Origin of the sequence: Microcoleus sp. PH2017_24_DOB_U_A (assembly GCF_020738205.1) — a bacterium.
In the GTDB taxonomy this organism is placed as follows: domain Bacteria; phylum Cyanobacteriota; class Cyanobacteriia; order Cyanobacteriales; family Microcoleaceae; genus Microcoleus.
The window spans coordinates 26,319-47,433 of the sequence record NZ_JAEQCT010000045.1 but is presented as its reverse complement, the minus strand read 5'-3'; the positions used below and the strand labels follow the sequence as shown (position 1 = coordinate 47,433).

Annotated in this window: 12 protein-coding genes; 8 read left to right on the top strand and 4 right to left on the bottom strand. The window is 45.4% G+C overall.

All coding sequences use genetic code 11. The features are described from left to right. The first annotated feature begins 232 nt into the window (after positions 1-232). A complete protein-coding gene (locus JGK07_RS13385; RefSeq protein ID WP_293175307.1) occupies positions 233-1,624 on the top strand; it encodes a malic enzyme-like NAD(P)-binding protein in 1,392 nt (463 codons plus the stop codon). A gap of 670 nt (positions 1,625-2,294) precedes the next feature. Further along, complete coding sequence (locus JGK07_RS13380) at positions 2,295-6,131, top strand: PAS domain S-box protein (protein WP_293210558.1); 3,837 nt, start codon at positions 2,295-2,297, stop codon at positions 6,129-6,131. Positions 6,132-6,432: 301 nt separating this feature from the next. Here JGK07_RS13380 and JGK07_RS13375 read toward each other — a convergent pair whose 3' ends face one another. The 4 genes from JGK07_RS13375 to JGK07_RS13360 all read right to left on the bottom strand — a co-directional run bounded on the left by JGK07_RS13375 (position 6,433) and on the right by JGK07_RS13360 (position 11,629). Then, the gene (locus tag JGK07_RS13375; RefSeq protein WP_293241371.1) at positions 6,433-7,824 is read right to left on the bottom strand and encodes a cytochrome P450; all 1,392 of its coding nucleotides are present in this window, start codon (positions 7,822-7,824) and stop codon (positions 6,433-6,435) included. A 72-nt stretch (positions 7,825-7,896) separates the two neighbouring features. Further along, positions 7,897-8,394 (bottom strand): GNAT family N-acetyltransferase, encoded by a 498-nt coding sequence (locus tag JGK07_RS13370; protein ID WP_293189440.1) that lies wholly within the window; start codon positions 8,392-8,394, stop codon positions 7,897-7,899. 91 nt (positions 8,395-8,485) lie between these two features. After that, a complete protein-coding gene (miaE, locus tag JGK07_RS13365) occupies positions 8,486-9,082 on the bottom strand; it encodes a tRNA isopentenyl-2-thiomethyl-A-37 hydroxylase MiaE (protein WP_293175298.1) in 597 nt (198 codons plus the stop codon). A 357-nt stretch (positions 9,083-9,439) separates the two neighbouring features. Next, positions 9,440-11,629 (bottom strand): tetratricopeptide repeat protein, encoded by a 2,190-nt coding sequence (locus JGK07_RS13360; protein WP_293241369.1) that lies wholly within the window; start codon positions 11,627-11,629, stop codon positions 9,440-9,442. 99 nt (positions 11,630-11,728) lie between these two features. Between JGK07_RS13360 and JGK07_RS13355 the strand changes: the two genes are divergently transcribed. The 6 genes from JGK07_RS13355 (at position 11,729) to JGK07_RS13330 (ending at position 20,982) form a co-directional block, all read left to right on the top strand. Next, positions 11,729-12,391, top strand: a complete 663-nt coding sequence (locus JGK07_RS13355; protein WP_293175294.1) for a glycosyl hydrolase 108 family protein — start codon at positions 11,729-11,731, stop codon at positions 12,389-12,391. A gap of 362 nt (positions 12,392-12,753) precedes the next feature. After that, positions 12,754-12,918 carry a hypothetical protein gene (locus JGK07_RS13350; protein ID WP_293175292.1) on the top strand — a complete coding sequence of 55 codons (165 nt, stop codon included), beginning with the start codon at positions 12,754-12,756 and terminating at the stop codon, positions 12,916-12,918. A 257-nt stretch (positions 12,919-13,175) separates the two neighbouring features. Beyond that, on the top strand, positions 13,176-14,312 hold the full coding sequence (locus tag JGK07_RS13345; protein WP_293290904.1) for a serine/threonine-protein kinase: 1,137 nt from the start codon (positions 13,176-13,178) through the stop codon (positions 14,310-14,312). A gap of 833 nt (positions 14,313-15,145) precedes the next feature. Next, positions 15,146-18,289 (top strand): PAS domain-containing protein, encoded by a 3,144-nt coding sequence (locus JGK07_RS13340; RefSeq protein ID WP_293241367.1) that lies wholly within the window; start codon positions 15,146-15,148, stop codon positions 18,287-18,289. Between the two features lie 356 nt (positions 18,290-18,645). Next, the gene (locus JGK07_RS13335) at positions 18,646-19,917 is read left to right on the top strand and encodes an FAD-dependent hydroxylase (protein WP_293223677.1); all 1,272 of its coding nucleotides are present in this window, start codon (positions 18,646-18,648) and stop codon (positions 19,915-19,917) included. Between the two features lie 390 nt (positions 19,918-20,307). After that, on the top strand, positions 20,308-20,982 hold the full coding sequence (locus tag JGK07_RS13330) for a DNA-binding response regulator (RefSeq protein ID WP_293223675.1): 675 nt from the start codon (positions 20,308-20,310) through the stop codon (positions 20,980-20,982). Positions 20,983-21,115: the final 133 nt, after the last annotated feature.

The following is a 21,115-nucleotide window of genomic DNA, read 5'->3' as shown; positions in this document are numbered from 1 at the left end:
AACAAAATTATTTACTGCTTCAATACTCGGACTTCTAGGTAGAGGTCGATCTCAAACTGTCAACTGTCAACTGTCAACTGTCAACTGTTGAAGGGGATATATAGTGCGATCGCATCCCAGGCTCATAGAATTTGTTAAAAATTTAAGTTGAAAAATTGAATTATTAAATTTTATGCCTAGCATTGGCGATAAAATCTAAGATTGCAATTCTCAAATCTAAAATCAAGCCATCATGGTAAAACTGACACCGAACCCTAGCTTTAGTTTAACGATTCGCGTTGCTCTGCCGAACCAGCCGGGAATGCTCGCTAGCGTCACCAGTGCGATCGGCTCTGTGGGCGGCAACTTCGGCCAAATCGACTTGATCGAGCAAACCCGCGCCACTACAGTTCGCGATATCACCGTCGATGCTTACAGCACCGAGCACAGCGAAGAAATAGTCCAAGCAGTGAAAGCGCTAGCGGATATCAAAGTGATCGACGTGTACGATCGCACTTTCAACCTGCACCGCGGCGGTAAAATCAGCGTAGAAAGCAAAATTTCCCTCAAACGCCAGTCAGATTTGGCAATGGCCTACACTCCAGGAGTCGCTCGCATCTGTACCGCGATCGCCAATGACCCCCAACAAGTTTACAACCTGACAATCAAACAAAATACTGTTGCCATTGTTACCGACGGTAGCGCAGTTTTGGGACTGGGAAACCTGGGGCCCGAAGCCGCCCTGCCAGTCATGGAAGGCAAAGCCATGCTATTTAAAGAATTTGCCGGAATTGACGCCTTTCCTATCTGTTTGAATACCCAAGATACTGACGAAATTATTCGCACAGTGCAGAATATCGCCCCGGTTTTTGGTGGTGTTAACCTCGAAGATATTTCTTCACCTCGCTGCTTTGAAATTGAAGCAAGATTGCGGGAAACCTTAAATATTCCGATTTTTCACGACGATCAACACGGAACTGCGATTGTTAGTTTGGCAGCATTAATTAATGCCTTGAAACTCGTCAAAAAAACAATGGCAGAAGTGTGTATCGTAATTAACGGCGCCGGTGCGGCCGGAGTCGCGATCGCCCGTTTGCTGCGGAAAGCAGGTGCCGAAAACATCATCATGTGCGACTCCAAAGGCGTCCTTTCCAAAGATCGCACGGATATGAACCCAGAAAAACTGGAATTTGCTGTAGCTTCGAGCGGTACTTTGGAAGATGCGATCGCCGGTGCGGATGTATTTTTAGGTGTCAGCGCCCCTGGCGTGCTCACGCGATCGATGGTGCGATCGATGGCCGAGAATCCGATCGTTTTTGCCATGGCAAATCCCATTCCCGAAATTCAGCCAGAATTAATTATGGAGGATGCGGCGATTATTGCTACCGGACGCAGCGATTACCCGAATCAAATTAACAATGTTTTGGCGTTTCCGGGGATATTTCGAGGTGCTTTGGACTGCAAAGCTCGCACGATTACGACCAGTATGTATCTAGGTGCAGCTTACGCGATCGCCTCTTTAGTCAGTCCTTCGCAGCTTGACAAAGAACACATTATACCCTCAGTTTTTGACGAGCGAGTTGCCATTGCTGTCGCCGGTGCAGTGCAGTTGGCCGCCCGATCCGAAGGTATCGCCCGCGATTAACAGAAGGAACAGTTGACAGTTGACAGTTGACAGTTGACAGTTGACAGTTGACTCCGAAAGCAGGAAAGCAGTTGACAGTCGAGAATAGTTGACAGTTGAGGGAGAAAAGAGGGAAGAGGGAAGAAGGAAGGGGGAAGATACCATGTATAAATTCATGGTCTTTGTCGCAGTTTTGTACTTCTTGTTTTGGGATTTTTCTGGTTTATTCTCATTCTCCGTTTCCTCCTTCCCGTTCATTCTTACTCCTTTTTTCTTCCCCATCCTCTCTTTGTCCCTCTCTCCTCCCTCAGCGGATCGGCATTAAATTCCGTACACTGCTAGTTGCCGAACTTCCCTCGAACCTCGAACCTTTAACCTCTTCCTTCTGCCCCCGAACCTCAACATCTATCCCTTACCAGAAATCATTGGTTGAAAGCCTCTCCGTTTTAGGGATAAATTAAAATCAGACGATTCATTACTCCAATCCTCGGACTTCCAGGTAGAAGTTGCCCTCAAGCGGTCAACTGTCAACTGTCAACTGTCAACTGTCAACTGAATGAAATCCGTTATACAATCCGTTGCCGAACTTCCTTCTTCCTGCTTTTTTGCTGAGTGATAAAAATCACACCAATAAACCAGATAATCGACATAATAAAGATATAATTAATTATCCCAAGCCCAGCTAGGTCAGATGCAAAGCCAGTTAGGAGAAGAGCGCAGCAACAGCAAATTATTAGAACCGTCCCCGCTCGGGCTGGCATTGTGCCGGACGGACGGGACTTTTCTTGACGTAAATCCAGCTTTTGCGAATATTATTGGTCGGACAGTTGTAGAAACTCTCAACCTCAACTACTGGGAAATTGTGCAAACACAGTGTACTGCCAGAGACAAGTATCTAGAAATTCCAACCAAAAATAGGTGCGCGGGCACGTGTGCAGCAGCATACAAACATAAAAACAACCATCTCGTACCCGTGCGAGTGTCGGAGCGGGCAATTGAAACAGACGGAGAGTGGGCGATTTGGTTGAGTGCTGAACAAGTTGTTAATTGGGAGCCTGAAAATAGCGAGCTGCTGGAATCAGCGCCGTCGCACTGCAATTGTCATCTAGAAAAATTGCTGGAAAACCAGAATACTGAGTTGGCAAAAACTCACGAACTACTCCAAGAAAAAATCGCCGAACTCGAACTTGCAAAATCGCAACTGCAACTCCAAAATCAGATTTTAGAGCAAATTCGCGAAGCCGTAATTTGCACGGATGCTGGCGGCTCAATCACCAGTTGGAATAAACAGGCTCAAAGACTCTACGGATATGAGAATAGTGAAGTAATCGGTCAAAATATTGCTCTACTTTATCTGCAAGAACAGCGAGAATTACTATCTATATTAGTGGCTCAACAGCTAGAAGAAACAGGCGAGTCGGATCTAGAGATTACCATGCAGCGCAAGTCTGGAGAAAATTTTTACTCGCACTTGTCACTTTCTCTGTTAAAAGACGTTCGTGGCGAAATTATTGGAAGTGTCGGCTGCATCAGAGACATTAGCGATCGCAAAAAAATAGAACAAGAATTAGCACAGAGACAAGCACTATTTGATTCCTTTTTGCAGGAGGCACCCGCAGGATTTTGCATTTTTGATTCCCAACTTCGGTACGTGCAAATTAATCAATTTCTAGCCGAAATAAATAGCCTGAGTCCTGCTGAACACATTGGCAAGACTTTACGCGAAATATTGCCGGAAATCGCTCCAATGGTAGAGCCTTTATACGAACAAATATTGAGAACCAAGCAACCTCTAATTAACATGGAAATGAGCGCTGAGAATCCCAGAAATCCGGGGATTATGCGACACATGACAGCTTCTTATTTTCCTCTACTCGACAAAGACGGTGAGGCGATCGGCATGGGTGCACTGGTTATTGACATTAGCGATCGCAAACAAGCAGAAGCAGCCCTCCAAAAAAGCGAACAGCTCTACCGCACTATGGCAAGCAACATTCCCAACAGTGCGGTGATGCTGTTCGATCGCGAAATGCGCTTTACCCTGGTAGAAGGCACAGAATTAGCAGGAGTGGGGCTTTCTAAAGAGTTAATGGAAGGCAAGACAATCTGGGAAGTATTCCAGCCGGATTTTTGCGCTGCTGTCGAGCCAAATTATCTGGCGGCCCTGGCTGGAGAAACAGTTGTTACAGAATTTACCTATGGCGATCGCATTTACCTCGCTTATACTTTGCCAGTCAGAAACGAACGGCAAGAAATCACCGGCGGATTGCTAATGACTCAAAACATTACGGCTCGCCAATTAGCAGAAGAAGCCCTCAGAGAAAGCGAAGAAAAATATCGCTGCATTGTCGAAACAGCCGATGAAGGCATTTGGATGATCGATGCGGAGGGTAAAACTACTTTTGTTAACCAAAAAATGGCTGATATGCTAGGCTGCACCGCAGAGGATGCGATCGGGCAGTCACTATTTGCTTTCATGGATGCAGAAGGCATCGCGATCGCCCAAGCCAATCTCAACCGCCGCAGTCAAGGAATTCGCGAACAGCACGATTTTAAGTTCCTGCGCCGAGACGGGAGCGAGTTGTGGGCGATGCTTTCTACTAATCCATTGCCAGACAAAGAAGGGCGCTATATCGGCGCTTTGGCAATGGTTGCCGACATTACCGATCGCAAGCAAACAGAAGCCGCATTACAGCAGTCAGAAGCCAAATTTCGATTACTTTACGAATCAACCAGCTTGGCTGTTTTAATGTTAGATGAAAACGGTATCCGCAATGTCAACAACGCCACCATAGAACTATTTGGAGCCACTAGCCAAGGGCAGTTTGTCGGCAAGAATCCAGGCGAATTGTCGCCTCCTTTCCAACCCAACGGCAGAGACTCTTTGAGCATGGCGAATGAGATGATGGCGATCGCCTTTGAATGTGGTAATCACCGTTTTGATTGGGTTCACCAGCGTTTAGACGGTACGAATTTTCCCGCAGAAGTCGTGCTGACAGTCATCGAAGTTGGAAATGAAAGCGTTATTCAAGCAGTCGTCCAAGATTTAACCGATCGCTTCCTTGCAGAAGAAACATTAGTGCGATCGGAACAAGCCCTCAGACAGCAAGCTCAGAGAGAACAACTACTCAATCAAATAGCCAACCAAATCCGCATTTCTTTAGATTTAGACACAATTTTAGCAACCGCCGTTCAAGAAATTCAGAATCTCATGCAGCCAGATTGGTGCATCTTCACTTGGTACCGTCCCAACAGCAATCCTCCGGTTTGGGACGTGACTTGCGAAGCCAAAAATGTAGCTTTGCCAAGTTTCCTAGGTACTTATGTTGTAGAGAACACATCTAGTGCAGGAGTAGAGCAAATTTTGCGCCGAGAAATTCTGCGAATTGATGATGTTAGCACTTTTGACAATGTAGAATTGCGCCAAGCTTTCCAGGCAATAAAAGTTAAATCAGTGCTGTCGCTGCCAATTCATACTGCTGCCGGCGATATTGGCGCGATTACCTGCTATCAGGCTCTGTCGGCGCGAAATTGGAGCGATTCGGAAGTCGAATTGATGCAAGCGGTGATCGCTCAAATTGCGATCGCGATCGACCACGCCGAACTCTACGATCAAACCCGCACAGCAGCCCGATTAGCTCAAGATCAAACTCAACAGCTAGAACAAACTTTGCACCAACTCCAACGAACCCAAACTCAATTAATTCAAAGTGAAAAAATGTCTAGTTTGGGACAGTTAGTCGCAGGTGTAGCCCACGAAATCAATAACCCAGTTAATTTTATATACGGCAATCTGAGCTACACCAGCGAATATACTGAAAACTTGCTAAAAATGCTGCAATTTTACCATCGTGAATACCCCCAGCCTAGCGTAGCAATTTTAAATGCCAGAGAAGCCTTTGAAATTGATTATATTGTTGAAGATTTACCAAAAATTGTCACATCAATGAAAGTCGGAGCCGATCGCATCCGCGACATAGTTTTGAGCCTGCGGACTTTCTCAAGACTTGACGAAGCCGAAATGAAACAAGTTGATATTCACGATGGCATTGAAAGCACGCTGATGATTTTGCAAAACCGCCTCAAAAATAAACCCGATCGCCCGCCAATCGATCTGATTAAAGAATATGGTAACTTGCCTTTAGTTGAATGCTATCCCGGTCAGTTAAATCAAGTATTTATGAATTTGTTGAGCAATGCGATCGACGCATTGGAAATGGAGACAAATAAACCAGAATGCAAGGAAGGGAAGGATTTAGCAATTAGAATTCGCACCGAAGTAACCGACAATAACTGCGTAATGATGCGGATAGCTGACACAGGCCCCGGGATGAGCGAAAACGTGAAACGGCGCTTGTTTGACCCATTTTTCACCACAAAACCCATCGGCAAAGGCACAGGCTTAGGATTGGCGATTTCGCACTCTATTGTCGTAGAAAAACACGGAGGCGAGCTGACCTGCAATTCTGTATTGGGAGAAGGTTCCGAATTTGCGATCGAGATTCCGCTGCGGCAAAAAAGAAATTAGTTATTGGTTATTGGTTATTGGTTATTGGTTATTGGTTATTCGTAGGGTGCGTCAGTTAGGGATTCAAATAGCACAGAAAATGGGAGCATCTCAGTTTTGCAAGAAGCATTTTTTCTTGTAGTGCGAGCGTCCCCGCTCGCGTGCTTGTAAGCACGCGAGCGGGGACAGCACTGTAAATACAAAACTGAGATGCTCCCCAGAAAATCCTGTAAGCTGACGCACCTTTCAACAAACTATGGTGCGTCAGCCACTAGCTTCTCAACATCACCAAATATCGCGCATACTGACGCACCCTACGACACTACGACAAACTACCCTTTACCACCAGACGCACACCGCCAGCGGGCGCCATTGTCAAACCGCGGCGTACAGGCACAACCGGACGATTTTCTGCAAGTTCCAAACAATATCGCGACAGCACTTTCGCCAAGACTAACTTCATTTCAAACATCGCAAATGCCGCGCCAATACAGCGACGGTTCCCTCCCCCAAACGGCAAATATTCGTAAGGTGAAAATTGCCTTTCTAGAAAACGTTCTGGTTTAAAACGATTTGGTTCGGGGTAAAGATCCTCTCGGTGATGAACCAAATAAATGCAGGTAGAAAGCATGACTCCTTTGGGAATATCATAACCCATTAACTGCATCGGAGCTTGCGGAACGCGCGGAAATGCAAAAAATACGATCGGATAAATTCGCAGCGTTTCCGAACAGACAGCATTCAAATACGGCAGTTTAGCAATTTCCATCCCATCGCAATTGTCAACATCAATAGAAGAGAGTTCTTGCAGCAATTTTTCGCGGACTTCCGGGAGATAGTGAATCCAATACAAAGCCCAGGCTAAAGCTGTGGCGGTAGTTTCGTGTCCCGCGAATAACATTGTCATTAATTCATCGCGCAATTCAACGTCGCTCATCGGCTGTCCCGCTTCGTCGCGGGCTGAAACCAACAAGCTGAGGATGTCTTCGCCCAAGGGTTGAGATTGAGTTTTGCGATCGCGAATTTCTTGATAAAGCAGTTCATCCAAACGCTGTCTCTGCCGCAAAAACCGTCCCCAAGGACTCCAAGCCCCCAAATCTTTTTGCAGTGACTTTACCAGCAAAAAGGTAGCATTTAATGGATTACTAAACACGCTGAACATATCAACCATTAATTGGTGAATTTGTTGGTAGCGTTCTCCTTCGCTCAGCCCAAAAACTGCGTGCAAAATCACATCCAAAGAAATGTTTTGCATGGTTGCTTGGGCGACGAAAGTATTACCAGGAGTCCAAGTATTAATTGCTTTTTCGGTGATGTCGCGGATGATTTCTCCGTAAGCTTTCATACGTTCACCGTGCAAAGGTGGCATTAAAAGCTTGCGCTGCTGCAAATGTTGATCGCCATCTAACAACAATAAGGAATTGGGGCCTACTAAAGGTAACGTTACTTGGTTTCCCGTACCAGATTCAAAGAATTTACTATCCGCTGTGAAAATTTCTTGAATTGCTTGAGGATTGCTAATAACTACCTGGGGCGGAAAGTTGCTGAATTGGGTGGTGAAAATGTCGCCGTATGTCTTATAATTTTTCTCTAAATAATAGAGGGGATTTAAAATCCCCCGGACTGTCTGAACAAATCTCCCCTGTTTAGGGCCGTCTAGCAATTTGTTGCTAGTGTTATTTTGAGATTGAGAATTTTCTGTGAGGATAGTCATTGGTTTTTATCCTGCTTTTGTTGTTTCAGATGACTGAAAGCATTATTACTATTTCCAAGCGATCGCGAATCTCTATTCTAGCTTGTTGACGCCGAGAGATTTTACGTAAACCCGATCGCACCTTGCTGTTTCCACACCCGTTGTCGGTAGATATCCGCTAGTTTCGTACATTTTCACAGCTTCTTTGAGAACGCTAGCAGTTTCGATCCAGATTTCATCAAAGCCGCGAGCCATTATTTTACTTTCCAATTCTTGCAGTAAAAATTTCCCCAAACCTTGTCCCCTTGCTGCTGGCAAAATATACATTTTGCGAATTTCCACAGCATTCTTCCCGCGCTCGATGGGATAGTAAGCCGCCGTACCGACTATTTGATCGTGCTTTTCAACTACCCAAAATTCCCCGCCCTTCTTCTGATAGTGTAGTTCTACATCATAGACATCTCGATCTGCGCCATGAACTTCGCATTGTAAACCGTACTCTACCAAAACATTCTGAATTAAATGGAATGCCTCAGCCCGATCGCGCGTTTCCCACGAACGAATTAAAAAATCCCGATGTTGGGTTCTCATTAGTTGTTACTAATTATACTTATTTTTGGACTTTGGCAACTGTAATTTTACTGATAATTAGTGTTTTACAGTCTGGAAATGCACCCAACTTTTAACTATGAATTCTCGGTTCAGGATAAAGAGTTGCCAGCAACTCGCTCTCTATCAATGATAATTGCTCCAGCCGCTCAATAACAAGAGCGCGATCGAAATAAGTTGTTGCCAAAATCCAATATACCCCGTAATGGCGCGCTTCCGAAGCCATCAAACTGCGGTAAAACTTAGCTAATTCTGCGTCGGGACAGTGTTCGCCTAGCAGCCCCAACCGCTCGTGACTCCGCGCTTCAATCAAACCAGAAACCAACAAAGAATCCAAAAGTCTCTCCGGTTCCTGCTTGCGAATTTGGGCGGACAAACCCCCACCGTAGGGAGGCGCAGCCAAAGGGCCCAAAGCGATCCCGCGCTCTTCTAAGCGCTGGTTGACTTGCTCGAAATGCTCCAATTCTTCGCGGGCGATGGCGGTTAACATCCGCACCAATTTTTCCCGCGCTGGGTAGCGAAACATTAAATTTAACGCTACTCCGGCCGCTTTCCGCTCGCAATGAGAATGATCTAATAAGATTGTATCCAAATGGGCGATCGCCTGTTCGATCCAAGCTGGCGAAGTCGGCTGTTTCAAAAACTTAATTGTTGGCAGTGTTGAACTCATATTATTTGACATTTTAGATGTGAGATTTTAGATCATTTCCGTTTAATTCGTCCTGGTATTCGATCGAGTTCTGTAGGGGCGGGTTCGCCGAAATATTAGATAAGTATCGACAAATTATATAAACCCGCCCCGCCCCTACGCCCGACGATGTAACCGGATTTGATTTGATATGATATCATGTCCGGTCGATCGTAATATCCGGTCGGGGCGGGTTTATTGGATTTAGGATTTGTGTTGAATATCAGGGTGAACCAGCCCCTACAACAATCACGATCTATTGACCAGATTTGATACAATCTAGTTTATTTTTGCCTCGGTAAGGATAGGCAACCGAGGACAATCTACTGTGCCGTTTTCCTACTTTTGGGAATTGACTTTGCCTAACTTTTCAAACACCGCATACATATCACCAGCAAACTTTTTCGGATTCCACAACGGCGACAAATTGGCTGAGTCTTTAGATTTCATCAACTGTGCTTGAATTGCCTTTCTTAATTCACCATCTTTACCCAATTTTACACCCATATTCACATATTCAGCCCAAGACCAAGCCACACCAGTTTCAATTCCCAAAGCCTGCAAAAACGAATAACCCATTCTCGACAAAAACTGTTCTCCCGTGCGAGTCACCACCGGCAAATTAAACCACAAAGCCTCTAAAGTGTGAGTACCTCCATTGTAAGGATAAGAATCTAACAAAACATCGGCCAGCAAATAGACAATTCTGTGTTCTTCCTCCGTAGCAAACCTGGGCAAAAACTTAATTCTGTGCCGGCTAACTCCCTCAGCTTCACAAGCTTGATGGTACGCACCTTCAAATACGGCAGCATCGCCCAAAGCTTTGTGAATTAAAATACTGTTCGGCACTTGTTTGAGAATCGCAATTTGTGCTTTTACTAAGTCGGAATTGAATTTTCTGCCGGGAGTGACGCACAAGTAAACTATTTGATCTAAACCGATGCGATTCGACTTTCTCAACGCCACCGGATCGACTCCATACCTCTGAAAACCTGACACTGCGACAAAGGAATCCGGCATTCTAATTAGCTGCTCGTCATAATATTTTTCCCTACCTGCTGGGTGCGAATGCCAGTCTGTAAGAAAGTGATTTTCCGAGGATATGTAAGGGGCGTCAAATCCGAGCCAAGAGACACAAACTGGTGCGGGTTTTTGGTGAAGAATTTCAGCGTGAATTGGGACGCTGAGAGAATCTAAATCGACTAAAATATCCAATTCATCTTGCTGAATTTGGTTGATAATTTCTGCGGAATTGGCAAGTCCGTTTGGGTAAGTTTTGGGGAAAGTGAGTTTGCCCAAACTATCAAATTGCTGAGTGCGATCGTCAGGAGTAATTCTTTCGGAAGCGTACAGATATAAATTGGGTGTGAACTCGGACAATTCGCGAATGATGTCAGCGCTGCACCAACCTACAGAATGACGGCTGAAGTGATTGGACAAAAACCCAATTTTTAATTTACTGGCTGGGGATTGTGGTTTAAAACTGTAATTTGCGGGTTGAGAAAAATTAGGTTTGATACATTTTTCGATATACTTTTGGGCAATTAATCTGTAAAGTTTAGAGTTGGCTGCTAAGTCATCTCGCACATAGGGCGTGCTGAATAAGAAGTTTGCATAAAGCGATTTAATTTCTACCGAGCTAGCCGTTTCTAAGTTTTGTTGCAAGTACGACTCTAACTCTAAAAATCGATCGCGCGCAATTTGATTCAATCCCGAGACTTGATAGGTGCTGACGTAGTAAATCGCCGTCATAATTGGATCGGTTTCGGCGCACATTTGGCTGTATTTGTGTACGGCTTGCCGCGCGGCTGCTAAATCGCTAGTATCTCGGAGGATGCCGCACAAATGTTGGTGGGCGGCAATAAAATCTGGTTTGATTTCTAGGGCTTTTTGCAGGTTGGGTATGGCTTCTTTTGCTTTGCCCTGGTGGCGCAAAATTATGCCAATTTGACAGTAGGCTTCGGGTAAATCGGGTTTAAATGCGATCGCCTGTTGCCATGCAGCCACAGCCTCGTCTAACTTCCCTTGCCGCGCTAATTTATCGCCTAAATTTATGTGAAAATCTACCTGAGCTAGATGGGGATTGAGTTCTAGGGCTTTTTGCTCGTAGGCTACGGCTGCATCCGACTGCCCTTGCTGCTTCAGTGCGCCTGCCAAATTCCAGTAAGCAGCAGCCAAAGTTGGTTTAAGTTCGATCGCCTTTTGGTAATTGACGATCGCCTCCACGAAATGCCCTTGTTTGTAGAGCATACTCCCCAAATTAGCATAAGCCTCAGCAAAATCGGGATTCAGGGCGATCGCCTCCGAATAAAACCGCATTGCTTCCTGAATCTGGCCGCTTGCTTGCTGCACATTGCCCATTGTCACGTAAGCCGCCGCCCAATTCGGTTGCAATTCCAGAGCTCGGCGACAAGCAGCCACGGCGGCTGCTAAATTGCCTTCAGAGTAATAAGTTTCTGCAACGACAGTCAGCGATGCAGCATCTTCTAATTGGGGTGTTTCGGATTGGTTGCGAAAATCGGAATTCATTTGGCGCCCTATCTGTGCTATCAAGTTAAAGGTTGAATTTAGATTATTTTGCAGAGTAGCAGTTTTATCGGAACTACGGGCGATCGTCACAGATAATTTATGAGCGAGAAGCAAGCGACACAGCGCCAACATCACATCAAGTGGAAACCAAACCTCCTGCTGGGGATACTCTTGTTAGCCTTAGCAATCCCCTTACCCTTTGCCCAAAAGACTCTCGCGCAAAAGCAGACAGCCGACTTTCGGCAGCGACTATTTCAAACAGCCCTTTATTTCACCCTATATTTTGAGGGCGGATTCAGCAATCACCCCGCAGATAAGGGCGGCAGAACCTATCGGGGCATCCTGCAAACGGAATACAACTCCTACCGCTACAGTCGCGGGCTGCCACCCCTCGACGTGACGCAGATGTCGGAAGCAGAGCTCATGGAAATTTATAAATATTACTGGGATTCGAGCCTGTCGGGTACGATGCAGCCTGCTTTGGCGATCGTCATGTTTGACACTGCTGTTAATTTTGGTATTAACAATTCTATTACATTTTTGCAGCAAGCTTTAGGATTGCCGCAAACTGGTGTTTTTGATGCGCGCACGAGGGATGCACTAAAATCTGCTAATAACAAAAATACGGCGCTGCAAATGATTAACGAACGGATTATTTACCGCTACAAACGAGTGCAAGAAGATCCGAGTCAAATGGCTTTTTTCCGGGGTTGGCTGAGTCGCGATTACAGTTTGTGGGGCTACGTAAACAAGATTAAGTAGTTGGGAATTGGGAATTGGGAATTGGGAATTGGGAATTGGGCATTGGGCATTGGGCATTAATAGCCGTTTCTCCCTCTCTTCAATTGTCCAATTCTTCCCTTCTTCCCTCTTCCTTATTCATTCTTCCATCGGAATTCCATCCGTTACATCCGTTACACAATCCGTTGCCGAACTTCCTTCTGCCTTTTTAATATTATCTCTCTCTTCTTCTCTGCGCTCTCTGCGGCCTCTGCGGTAAAATCATCCAGAAAAAATCGTAGTTGCGAGATTCCCCACTTCTTAAAAAAGTAGGGAATCTCAAAAATGAATCTACAGCAACACGAAATCCGATGCAGTAACCAAACTATTGAACCCAGTCACCGTTGCCAACACTTGATTATCTGCCGCTGATAAAATCGTTACCGCTGGCGCCGATTAAAGTAACGCTACGATCGGTACCGAGTCGATCGCACTTTGCTGTAGTTATAGAAGGAAGACAGCCCTTCGGCTTCGCTCTGGGTAAAAAGCTAACTAAGGATTTTTTTTAATTGGGTACAGTCAAAATTGCAACGTGCTAATTTGGGAATATATTCTCTATTTAAAACTTGTACTTGATACAATAATCGCAACTATGAATCATGTCAATTCATAAAAGTCATAACTTAAAGTCATAAAAGTCATATTTATAAAAATATATTTCAATCAGTAGACAAAGCTATCAAAGTTAAGTCAAATCATGTATAACAGAAACTTAAGCATAGAAAAATGCGTGACTCCCGTACAAATCACTTAAAATATGAAGCCTATGACGGTAGAAGAAGCAATAATTTTTTTGGACAACCTGGTATACCAACAAACAGAAAAAAACCTGAGTCGGTTGCAGCAGTCGATAATTAAAGGAGTTTTAACTGGTTTGACGTACCAAGAAATTCAGCAAAACGATCCGATCGCCCGCGGGTACACAGTGGGATACCTGGGGCGATATGTCGGCTACAAATTGTGGAAAGACCTCACCAAGGTATTGAAGCAAGCAGAAATTATTCGACCAGAAGAAAGAGTAGTCGGAGCAAATCTTTGGGACTGTATCATGAGATCTCTAGAAAAAGGCACAAAACCTGTTAAATCTGTCGATCCGATCTTGCAAAGGCTGCTGCGGATGCGTTACCGAATCCGAGAACACTTAGTCAGCACCGAGTACAGCGATACATATCTCGCTGAAGATGAAAATTTGCCCGATCGACCTTTGTGTCTCGTCAAGCGCCTGAAAAGCCAGTCAGAGAAAACCAGCAAGCTATTCGATCTAGAAACGCGAGTGTTATATCGCTTAGGCCAACACGATCGCATACCAGAATTGTTAGCTCGATTTGAAGAAGATGGATATTTTTATTTAGTCTATCAATTCATCGAAGGACAACCACTGTATCAAGAACTCATCGAAGGTCAACCCTGGAAAGAACATCAAGTTATTGCTTTGTTGAAAGATATCTTAGAAGTGCTAGTCTTCGTTCACAAAGAAAATGTAATTCACCGCGATTTGCACCCTCAAAACTTAATCAAGCGCTCACCAGATAACAAGATTGTATTAATTGACTTTGGGGCCGTCAAAGAAATTAATACCTCCCAAAATAGCAACGGTCAAACCAAATCGCGCGGCGGCGGCACTCATCAAGAATACATTCCTCCCGAACAAGCCATCGGCGCACCGAAATTTTGCAGCGACATTTATGCTGTTGGGATCATCGGGATTCAAGCCTTGACAGGGATGCGCCCGAAACAACTCAAAGTCGATAATTTAGGCAATCTTATTTGGCAGAAAAATGCAACCGTGACGCCGGAGCTTGCTAGCATTTTAGACCAGATGGTGCTGTACTCTTTCCCCCAGCGTTACCAGTCAGCAACCGAAGCTTTGGAAGCAGTTCAAAATTTGGTCTGTAGTCATTAGTCATTAGTTATTGGTTATTGGTTATTGGTTATTGGTTGTTAGTTATTAGTTATTGGTTATTGGTTATTAGTTATTGGTTATTTCGTGCTAATAACCAGTAACTAATAACCAGTAATATCGTTAATTACTTACTAACAACACACAACCGTTAACTAATTACTAGCAACAGTCAACAGTCAGCAGTCAGCAGTCAACAGTCAACAGTCATTAATGAAAGAAGGAAACCCAACACCGTTGATGTCAGATTTGATACCAAATCCGGCTTGAATATCCCCCTCTTGAGTCTGCGAAAGCGGACGAAAGTTTGTTTAGGATTGGTTTCAAGCGGACAGTTTTATCTTTTGTGAGGTTAGCGGAGCCAACTGATAGCAGAACACGAACCACAGCCACAGCAGCCGGTTGACAATCCGACTGCTATTTTTGTTGTTAGCGCCCTGCGGAGTCGATCGCACAATCCTTTACCATTACCCCTCGAATGAGTGAGTAAAAACACTCTGCCCGGAAGATGAATCGGGCGATCGCACTTTTTACCACCTCGCAGGAACAAGGAATAAGTAACAAACAATAAGGACAAATCCGAAAGAAAAAAGAATTTTTTATTTTAACTAACAATCAAGAAAAATTATTGAATTCTGACCAATGCCTTATACATCAAAGCCTGTTACTTTAGTTGACACTCTATCTCAAGTTAGATAACATAGTTAGTATTATGTGCTATCTACGCAGTTTTAACAATCTCTTAAGCAGCTTGGTATATCTAGCAACAATATAAGTAGAGTGTTTATTGTTACCTTCAACACCTAGAAACCCACATAATTTGAGGGAGCGAGAAATTGGAATTTTTTGAACGATCGCAAAAAGTGCAGCCGCCCTCAACCCCAATTGCAGCACTCCAGTCTTTTTCCAAAAAGGCTGGTATTGCAGTAATCGCGATCGGCTGTACAGTCATGTTGGGTTGGATCTTCGACCTGCAACTCTTAAAGAGCATTTTTCCAGAACTCCCAAGCATGAAAGCGAACACAGCGTTCTGCTTTATTTTGAGCGGATTGTCTCTATTTCTGCAACAGCGCAGGCGCGCCAAATCAACAATAATTAAACCTCAGAAAATAGATAAAGCTTTAATTGTTTCCAGTTCACTTTTAATTATATTAATCAGTCTATTCACCCTAATTCAATATAGCTCTAATTTAGACTTAGGCATCGATCAACTGCTATTTAAAGACAATTCTAACCTCACAAGTATCTCAGCACCGGGACGGATGGCGCCGAATACTGCCACTGCTTTTTTATTGCAGGGAACTGCCTTGCTGCTGCTGTCTCTACGCCGCCCCAAATACCTGCGGGTTCAAATCTTAAGCTGTTGTGCATTTTTAATTGCATATCTGGGTTTGATCGGCTACATCTACGGCAAACCTTTCTTTTACACAATTGGCTATACAGGAATGGCTTTGCACACCTCCGTAGCATTTATGTTACTGAGCCTGGGGATTTTATTTGCCAGTCCAGAGCGAGGATTGATAGCAGTAATTGTGAGCGATCGCGCGGGCGGCATCATGGCAAGGCGGTTGTTGCCACAGGCGATGGTTATTCCGACTTTGGCAGGTTACTTCATCATCTCGGGAGAGCGGTTGCAAGCCTACTCCCCGGAGCTAGGAATATCGCTGTTAAGCATATTGAACGCGATCGTTTTTACTGTTCTGATTTGGCAGAATGCGAAAAGTCTCTGCACCGCAGACCGAAGGCGCTATCGAACCCAACTGGGGCTGATCAAAGCTAAATCAGACTTAGAAAGTCAAGTTGAGAAACGGACTCTTGAACTCCAACTTGCTAACGAGCAATTGCAGCAGCAAATTCTCGATTCTCACACAACAGAGCAGGCGCTCCAAAAAAACTACAACCTGTTGCTCACAGTCATTAACAGTACGCCGACCGCCCTATTTGTCAAAGACATTCAGGGCTGCTACATGATGCTCAACGCTGCGGGAGCTAGCATCATTGGCAAGTCTTTTGACGACATTATCGGCCGAGATGACAGCGAGTTATTTCCTGCGGAAATTGCGGCCAATATTACCAAAACCGATCGCCAGATCGTGACAGCGGGAAAAACGCAAGTAATGGAAGAAGAATTGCCAGTTCAAGGAAAATTGCGGACATTTCTTTCGACAAAAAACGCTTACCGAGACGGGCAAGGAAAAATCAGCGGTATAGTTAGCATCGCGCGGGATATTACCGATCGCAAACAAGCAGAAGTCGCCAACAGAAGTCTGGCAGCAATTCTCGAAGCAACGCCGGATTTTGTAGGTATCTGCGATCTCGACGGGCACGCTGTTTACATGAACAAAGCAGGCAGAAAAATGGTGGGTATCGACGAAAACGAAGATATATCGAACAAACAAGTTGGAGAATTTGCCGCAGCCTCAGCCCGCAGCACCTTCCAGCAAGCGATCGCCACCGCAATCTCAGGCGGTGTTTGGAGTGGAGAAACAGCCTTCGTGTCAGCCTCGGGAGTTGAAATTCCCGTCAGCCAAGTCATCATCTCCCACTCAGCACCAGACGGCCAACTCGCATATATTTCTACCATCGCCCGCGACATCAGCGATCGCTTCCAAGCCGAAACAGCCCTGCGTTTAAGCGAGCAAAGATACCGATCGCTGATCGCTGCTACCGCGCAACTCGTATGGATCACAGACGCACAAGGAAAGCCGATCGCGCCCACAGACTGGATGGCATATACAGGCCAAAGCTTGGAGGAAGCCACAAACAACTGGTTTTCGGCAATTCACCCAGACGATCGCGATCTCACGCTGCAAGCTTGGATGCGCGCAGTCGAAACCAAAAACCTCTATGAAGTCGAACACCGCTTGCGGGCGTCTGACGGCAGCTACAGGCACTTTTGGGTGCGCGCAGTCCCAGTTTTAGCAACAGACGGCAGCATTCGCGAATGGGTGGGCACGCACACGGATATTAGCGATCGCGTCCAAGTATTGGAAGCACTCAAGCAATCAGCAGGGCAATATCGATCGCAAGCAGCCCAGCTCGAAAAAGCTTTCCGCGACTTGCACGAAACCCAAGCGCAACTAATCCAAACCGAAAAAATCTCTTCACTCGGCCAGCTAGTCGCCGGAGTCGCCCACGAAATCAACAACCCGATTAACTTCATCTACGGCAACATCACCCACGCCAGCCAATACGCCAAAGACTTGCTAAATCTGCTCAACCTTTACCAGGAAAAATACCCAAATCCCGTCACGGAAATTGCTTTATCAGCCGAAGAGATAGAAATTGATTACTTAATAGAAGACTTTCCGAAGATTTTGGAATCAATGAAAGTAGGAGCCGATCGCATCCGCGACTTAGTTGTATCCTTGCGTAACTTTTCCCGACTCGACGAATCGCAGATGAAGCGAGTAGACATTCACGAAGGAATCGAAAGCACTTTAGTAATTTTGCAGCACAAGCTCAAAGCTAATGCAGTTCGTCCGGCGATCGAGATTATCAAAAACTACGGCAGCTTCTCCAAAGTCGAGTGCTATGCAGGTCAGCTCAATCAAGTATTTATGAATCTGTTAGCAAATGCGATCGATGCCCTCGAAGAATACAACAGCAAGCGTTCTCCAACAGAAATATATGCTAGCCCCAACACCATTCAGATTAACACCAGTGCAAATTCAGACACAGTAACCATTCGGATTGCCGACAACGGGATGGGAATCAATCCTGAAGTTATGAGCAAATTGTTCGATCCATTTTTTACTACCAAACCCGTCGGCAAAGGCACTGGCTTAGGACTATCAATCAGCTATCAAATTATAGTTGAAAAACACCGAGGAAAATTGAAATGTGTTTCTGCACCCGGGAAAGGTGCAGAGTTTATCATAGAGATTCCCATTTCCCAGAATCTATCAGCCCAAGCAACGGAAAACATCAAGGAAAAGGAAATGGTGAGCAGTAATCAGTCATTAGTCATCAGTCATTAATTTCTGAGTGTCACGTAGTTGCGCTTCAGCGCTCTTAGGCATGTAGTTGCGCTTCAGCGCTCTTAGGTACGTAGTTGCGCTTCAGCGCTCTTAGGTACGTAGTTGCGCTTCAGCGCTCTTGGGGCTAAAGCCCAACAACATACCAACCAGGTACGTAGTTGCGCTTCAGCGCTCTTGGGGCTAAAGCCCAACTACATACCCAGTAATTGCGATCGCCACAGAAAACACTCCGCAGTAGCAAGCGTCGCACCTTGCAAAATAGTCATCTCCCCGTCTCAGTCGATCGCCCAAAATCGAAATAATTCTTTACAATACAAGAGTAAATATAATTATTCACTTAAAAAAATCCCTTGAAAATGCCCATAAACCAACTTTCTGCAACAACAGCCTCCGCGCAAACACCGGAATTAGACTTTGATATCGCGATCGTCGGAGGCGGCATAGTCGGCGCCACCTTAGCGTGCGCCCTCAAAGATTCAGGATTAAAAATAGCCATCATAGAAACCCAACTCCCCGCAGCAGCAGCAGCCAAAAAACAAGCCTATGCAATCACCCTGCTATCGGGAATGATCTTAGAAGGCCTCGGCGTGTGGGAACAAATCTTGCCGCAAATCACCACCTTCGAGCAAATTAGCCTCTGCGACGGCGACTATCCCGGAGTCGTCGAATTCCACCGCCCGGATTTAGGAAATACTGGCAAATTACCCGTACCAAAAACAGCTTTAGGTTATGTTGGCGAGCATCGAGTCATGCTGTCAGCTTTGCAGGAATCCTTAGCAAAAAACCAGAATTTTAGTTGGGTTTGTCCGGCGGAAGTAGTCGAGGTAAAATATTTAACTAATTGCGCCGAAATTCAAATCAAACAACAGGGCGAAACTCGCACAATTCGCACCAAATTATTAGTCGCCGCCGACGGTTCTAAATCGCGCATCCGCACAGAAGCAAAGATCAGCACTCGCGGCTGGAAATACTGGCAATCCTGCGTTGCCATTACTATTAAAGCTGAAAAGCCGCACAACGATATTGCTTTTGAGCGCTTCTGGCCGAGCGGCCCGATGGGAGTCTTACCATTACCGGGGAACCGTTGTCAAGTAGTTTGGACAGCACCCCACGCGGAAGCAAAAGCTTTGCAGTCTATGGACGAAAAAGAGTTTTTAACTTTGTTGGAACAGCGCACGGGCGGGATTTTAGGGCGCTTGGAGTTGGAGAGCGATCGCTTTTTGTTTCCAGTGCAGTTAATGCAGAGCGATCGCTACGTGTTGCCCAGATTAGCACTGATTGGGGATGCGGCGCACTGCTGCCATCCCGTGGGCGGACAGGGATTGAATATGGGCATTCGAGACGCAGGGGCGATCGGGCAAATCTTGCAACAAGCGCACCAAAAAGGCGAAGACATCGGCGATTTGCGAGTATTAAAACGGTATCACAACTGGCGCAAAAAAGAAAACTTAATCGTATTAGGATTTACCGATTTTCTAGACAGATTGTTTTCCAATACTTGGCTGCCAATTGTAGCATTTCGCCGCTTCGGATTGTGGTGTTTGCGGACAATTCCGCCTGTGAGGTTTTTAGCATTGCGCTTGATGACAGGTTTGATGGGGCGGCCGCCGAAATTAGCACAAAACTAGGTTCCTAGTAAGGACTTCAGTCCTTCCAATCCAAGAAACCGGGTTTTTACGATTTTTATCGACAGTAACGAATAATCTCAAAAAAACCCGGTTTCTCGCCACCCGCGCACCATCTCAGAAACCGGGTTTTTTCCTGAATATTTGCAATGTTACGAAGTTTGTCACAAAAACCCGGTTTCTCGCCCAATACGGTTTACTTAAGATGGTCATTGCGAGGAACGAAGCAATCTCCGTATCTATTTTTCATAGGGTTTTACCCCCAGGGCGGTCTTAAGTAAACGGTATTGGTTTCTAGCCACTCGTCACCAAAGTCAATCTGTACTTTCACGCCCGATCGCGATACAATGATCTACTCAGATCGAACCCTGTCCTGACAACAGTAGAAAAACCATGCAACCCGAACAAGAACAAGAGATTCTCAACCTGCGCGATCGCCAATTAACGCCCAAACAAATTGCCCGAAAGTTAGGATTGAAAGCATCCGAAGTCAGTAGCTTTCTGATATCTCATGCAGAACAAACAGCCCTCGCTAGCGCCGAAAAAGGAGAGTTATTGCCCGTTGCTCAATGTCTCGTCGATGTAAATTTTGCGAAGGTATTGTTGGGCAATGAAACCTCTGAAATGAGCGGTTTGGGTTTAGTGATGGTTACCCGTTCCAAGGGCTACAATCGTTTTGTTGTAACCTCTTATTTGATCGACTACTGGTGCTTGGGAGTGAAGGATGCCATGCCGCCACGTAACTGCAACGATAGCCAATATAAAAATCTTGTTGAGAATGCTTATTCGCAGTTTCTGGGATACGAGGAGATTAGTTTAGAGCAAGCACAAGCCCTGGTTTGGGGTGCGATCGCCTATGCCAAAAAATTAGGCTTTGAACCGCATCGCGATTTCGAGCAGTCGAAGGCTCATTTAGGAGAATCAACCAGCGAAATCGGCTTGAATTTCGGTCGCAATGGAGAACCTTGTTATGTTGAAGGGCCTTACGATAATACAACGAAAATTATCAATACGCTTAGAAACTCTGTGGGAGACGGTAATTTCGATTTCTTGCACGAGATTGGGTAGAAATTGATACGGTTCCGCACGATCGAAGAAACCGGGTTTTTTCCCATCTCTTTGCCTGTCATCAAATATTCTCGCAAAAACCCGGTTTCTGGCCACCGAACCCATCGAATCATGGTAAAATAAACATCGGTGT

What these genes read in the sequence shown, in the direction of transcription:
- JGK07_RS13385 (WP_293175307.1), top strand. Translation starts at nt 233, where the DNA reads ATGGTAAAACTGACACCGAACCCTAGCTTTAGTTTAACGATTCGCGTT.
- JGK07_RS13380 (WP_293210558.1), top strand. Translation starts at nt 2,295, where the DNA reads ATGCAAAGCCAGTTAGGAGAAGAGCGCAGCAACAGCAAATTATTAGAA.
- JGK07_RS13375 (WP_293241371.1), bottom strand. Translation starts at nt 7,824, where the DNA reads ATGACTATCCTCACAGAAAATTCTCAATCTCAAAATAACACTAGCAAC.
- JGK07_RS13370 (WP_293189440.1), bottom strand. Translation starts at nt 8,394, where the DNA reads ATGAGAACCCAACATCGGGATTTTTTAATTCGTTCGTGGGAAACGCGC.
- miaE (WP_293175298.1), bottom strand. Translation starts at nt 9,082, where the DNA reads ATGAGTTCAACACTGCCAACAATTAAGTTTTTGAAACAGCCGACTTCG.
- JGK07_RS13360 (WP_293241369.1), bottom strand. Translation starts at nt 11,629, where the DNA reads ATGAATTCCGATTTTCGCAACCAATCCGAAACACCCCAATTAGAAGAT.
- JGK07_RS13355 (WP_293175294.1), top strand. Translation starts at nt 11,729, where the DNA reads ATGAGCGAGAAGCAAGCGACACAGCGCCAACATCACATCAAGTGGAAA.
- JGK07_RS13345 (WP_293290904.1), top strand. Translation starts at nt 13,176, where the DNA reads ATGACGGTAGAAGAAGCAATAATTTTTTTGGACAACCTGGTATACCAA.
- JGK07_RS13335 (WP_293223677.1), top strand. Translation starts at nt 18,646, where the DNA reads ATGCCCATAAACCAACTTTCTGCAACAACAGCCTCCGCGCAAACACCG.
- JGK07_RS13330 (WP_293223675.1), top strand. Translation starts at nt 20,308, where the DNA reads ATGCAACCCGAACAAGAACAAGAGATTCTCAACCTGCGCGATCGCCAA.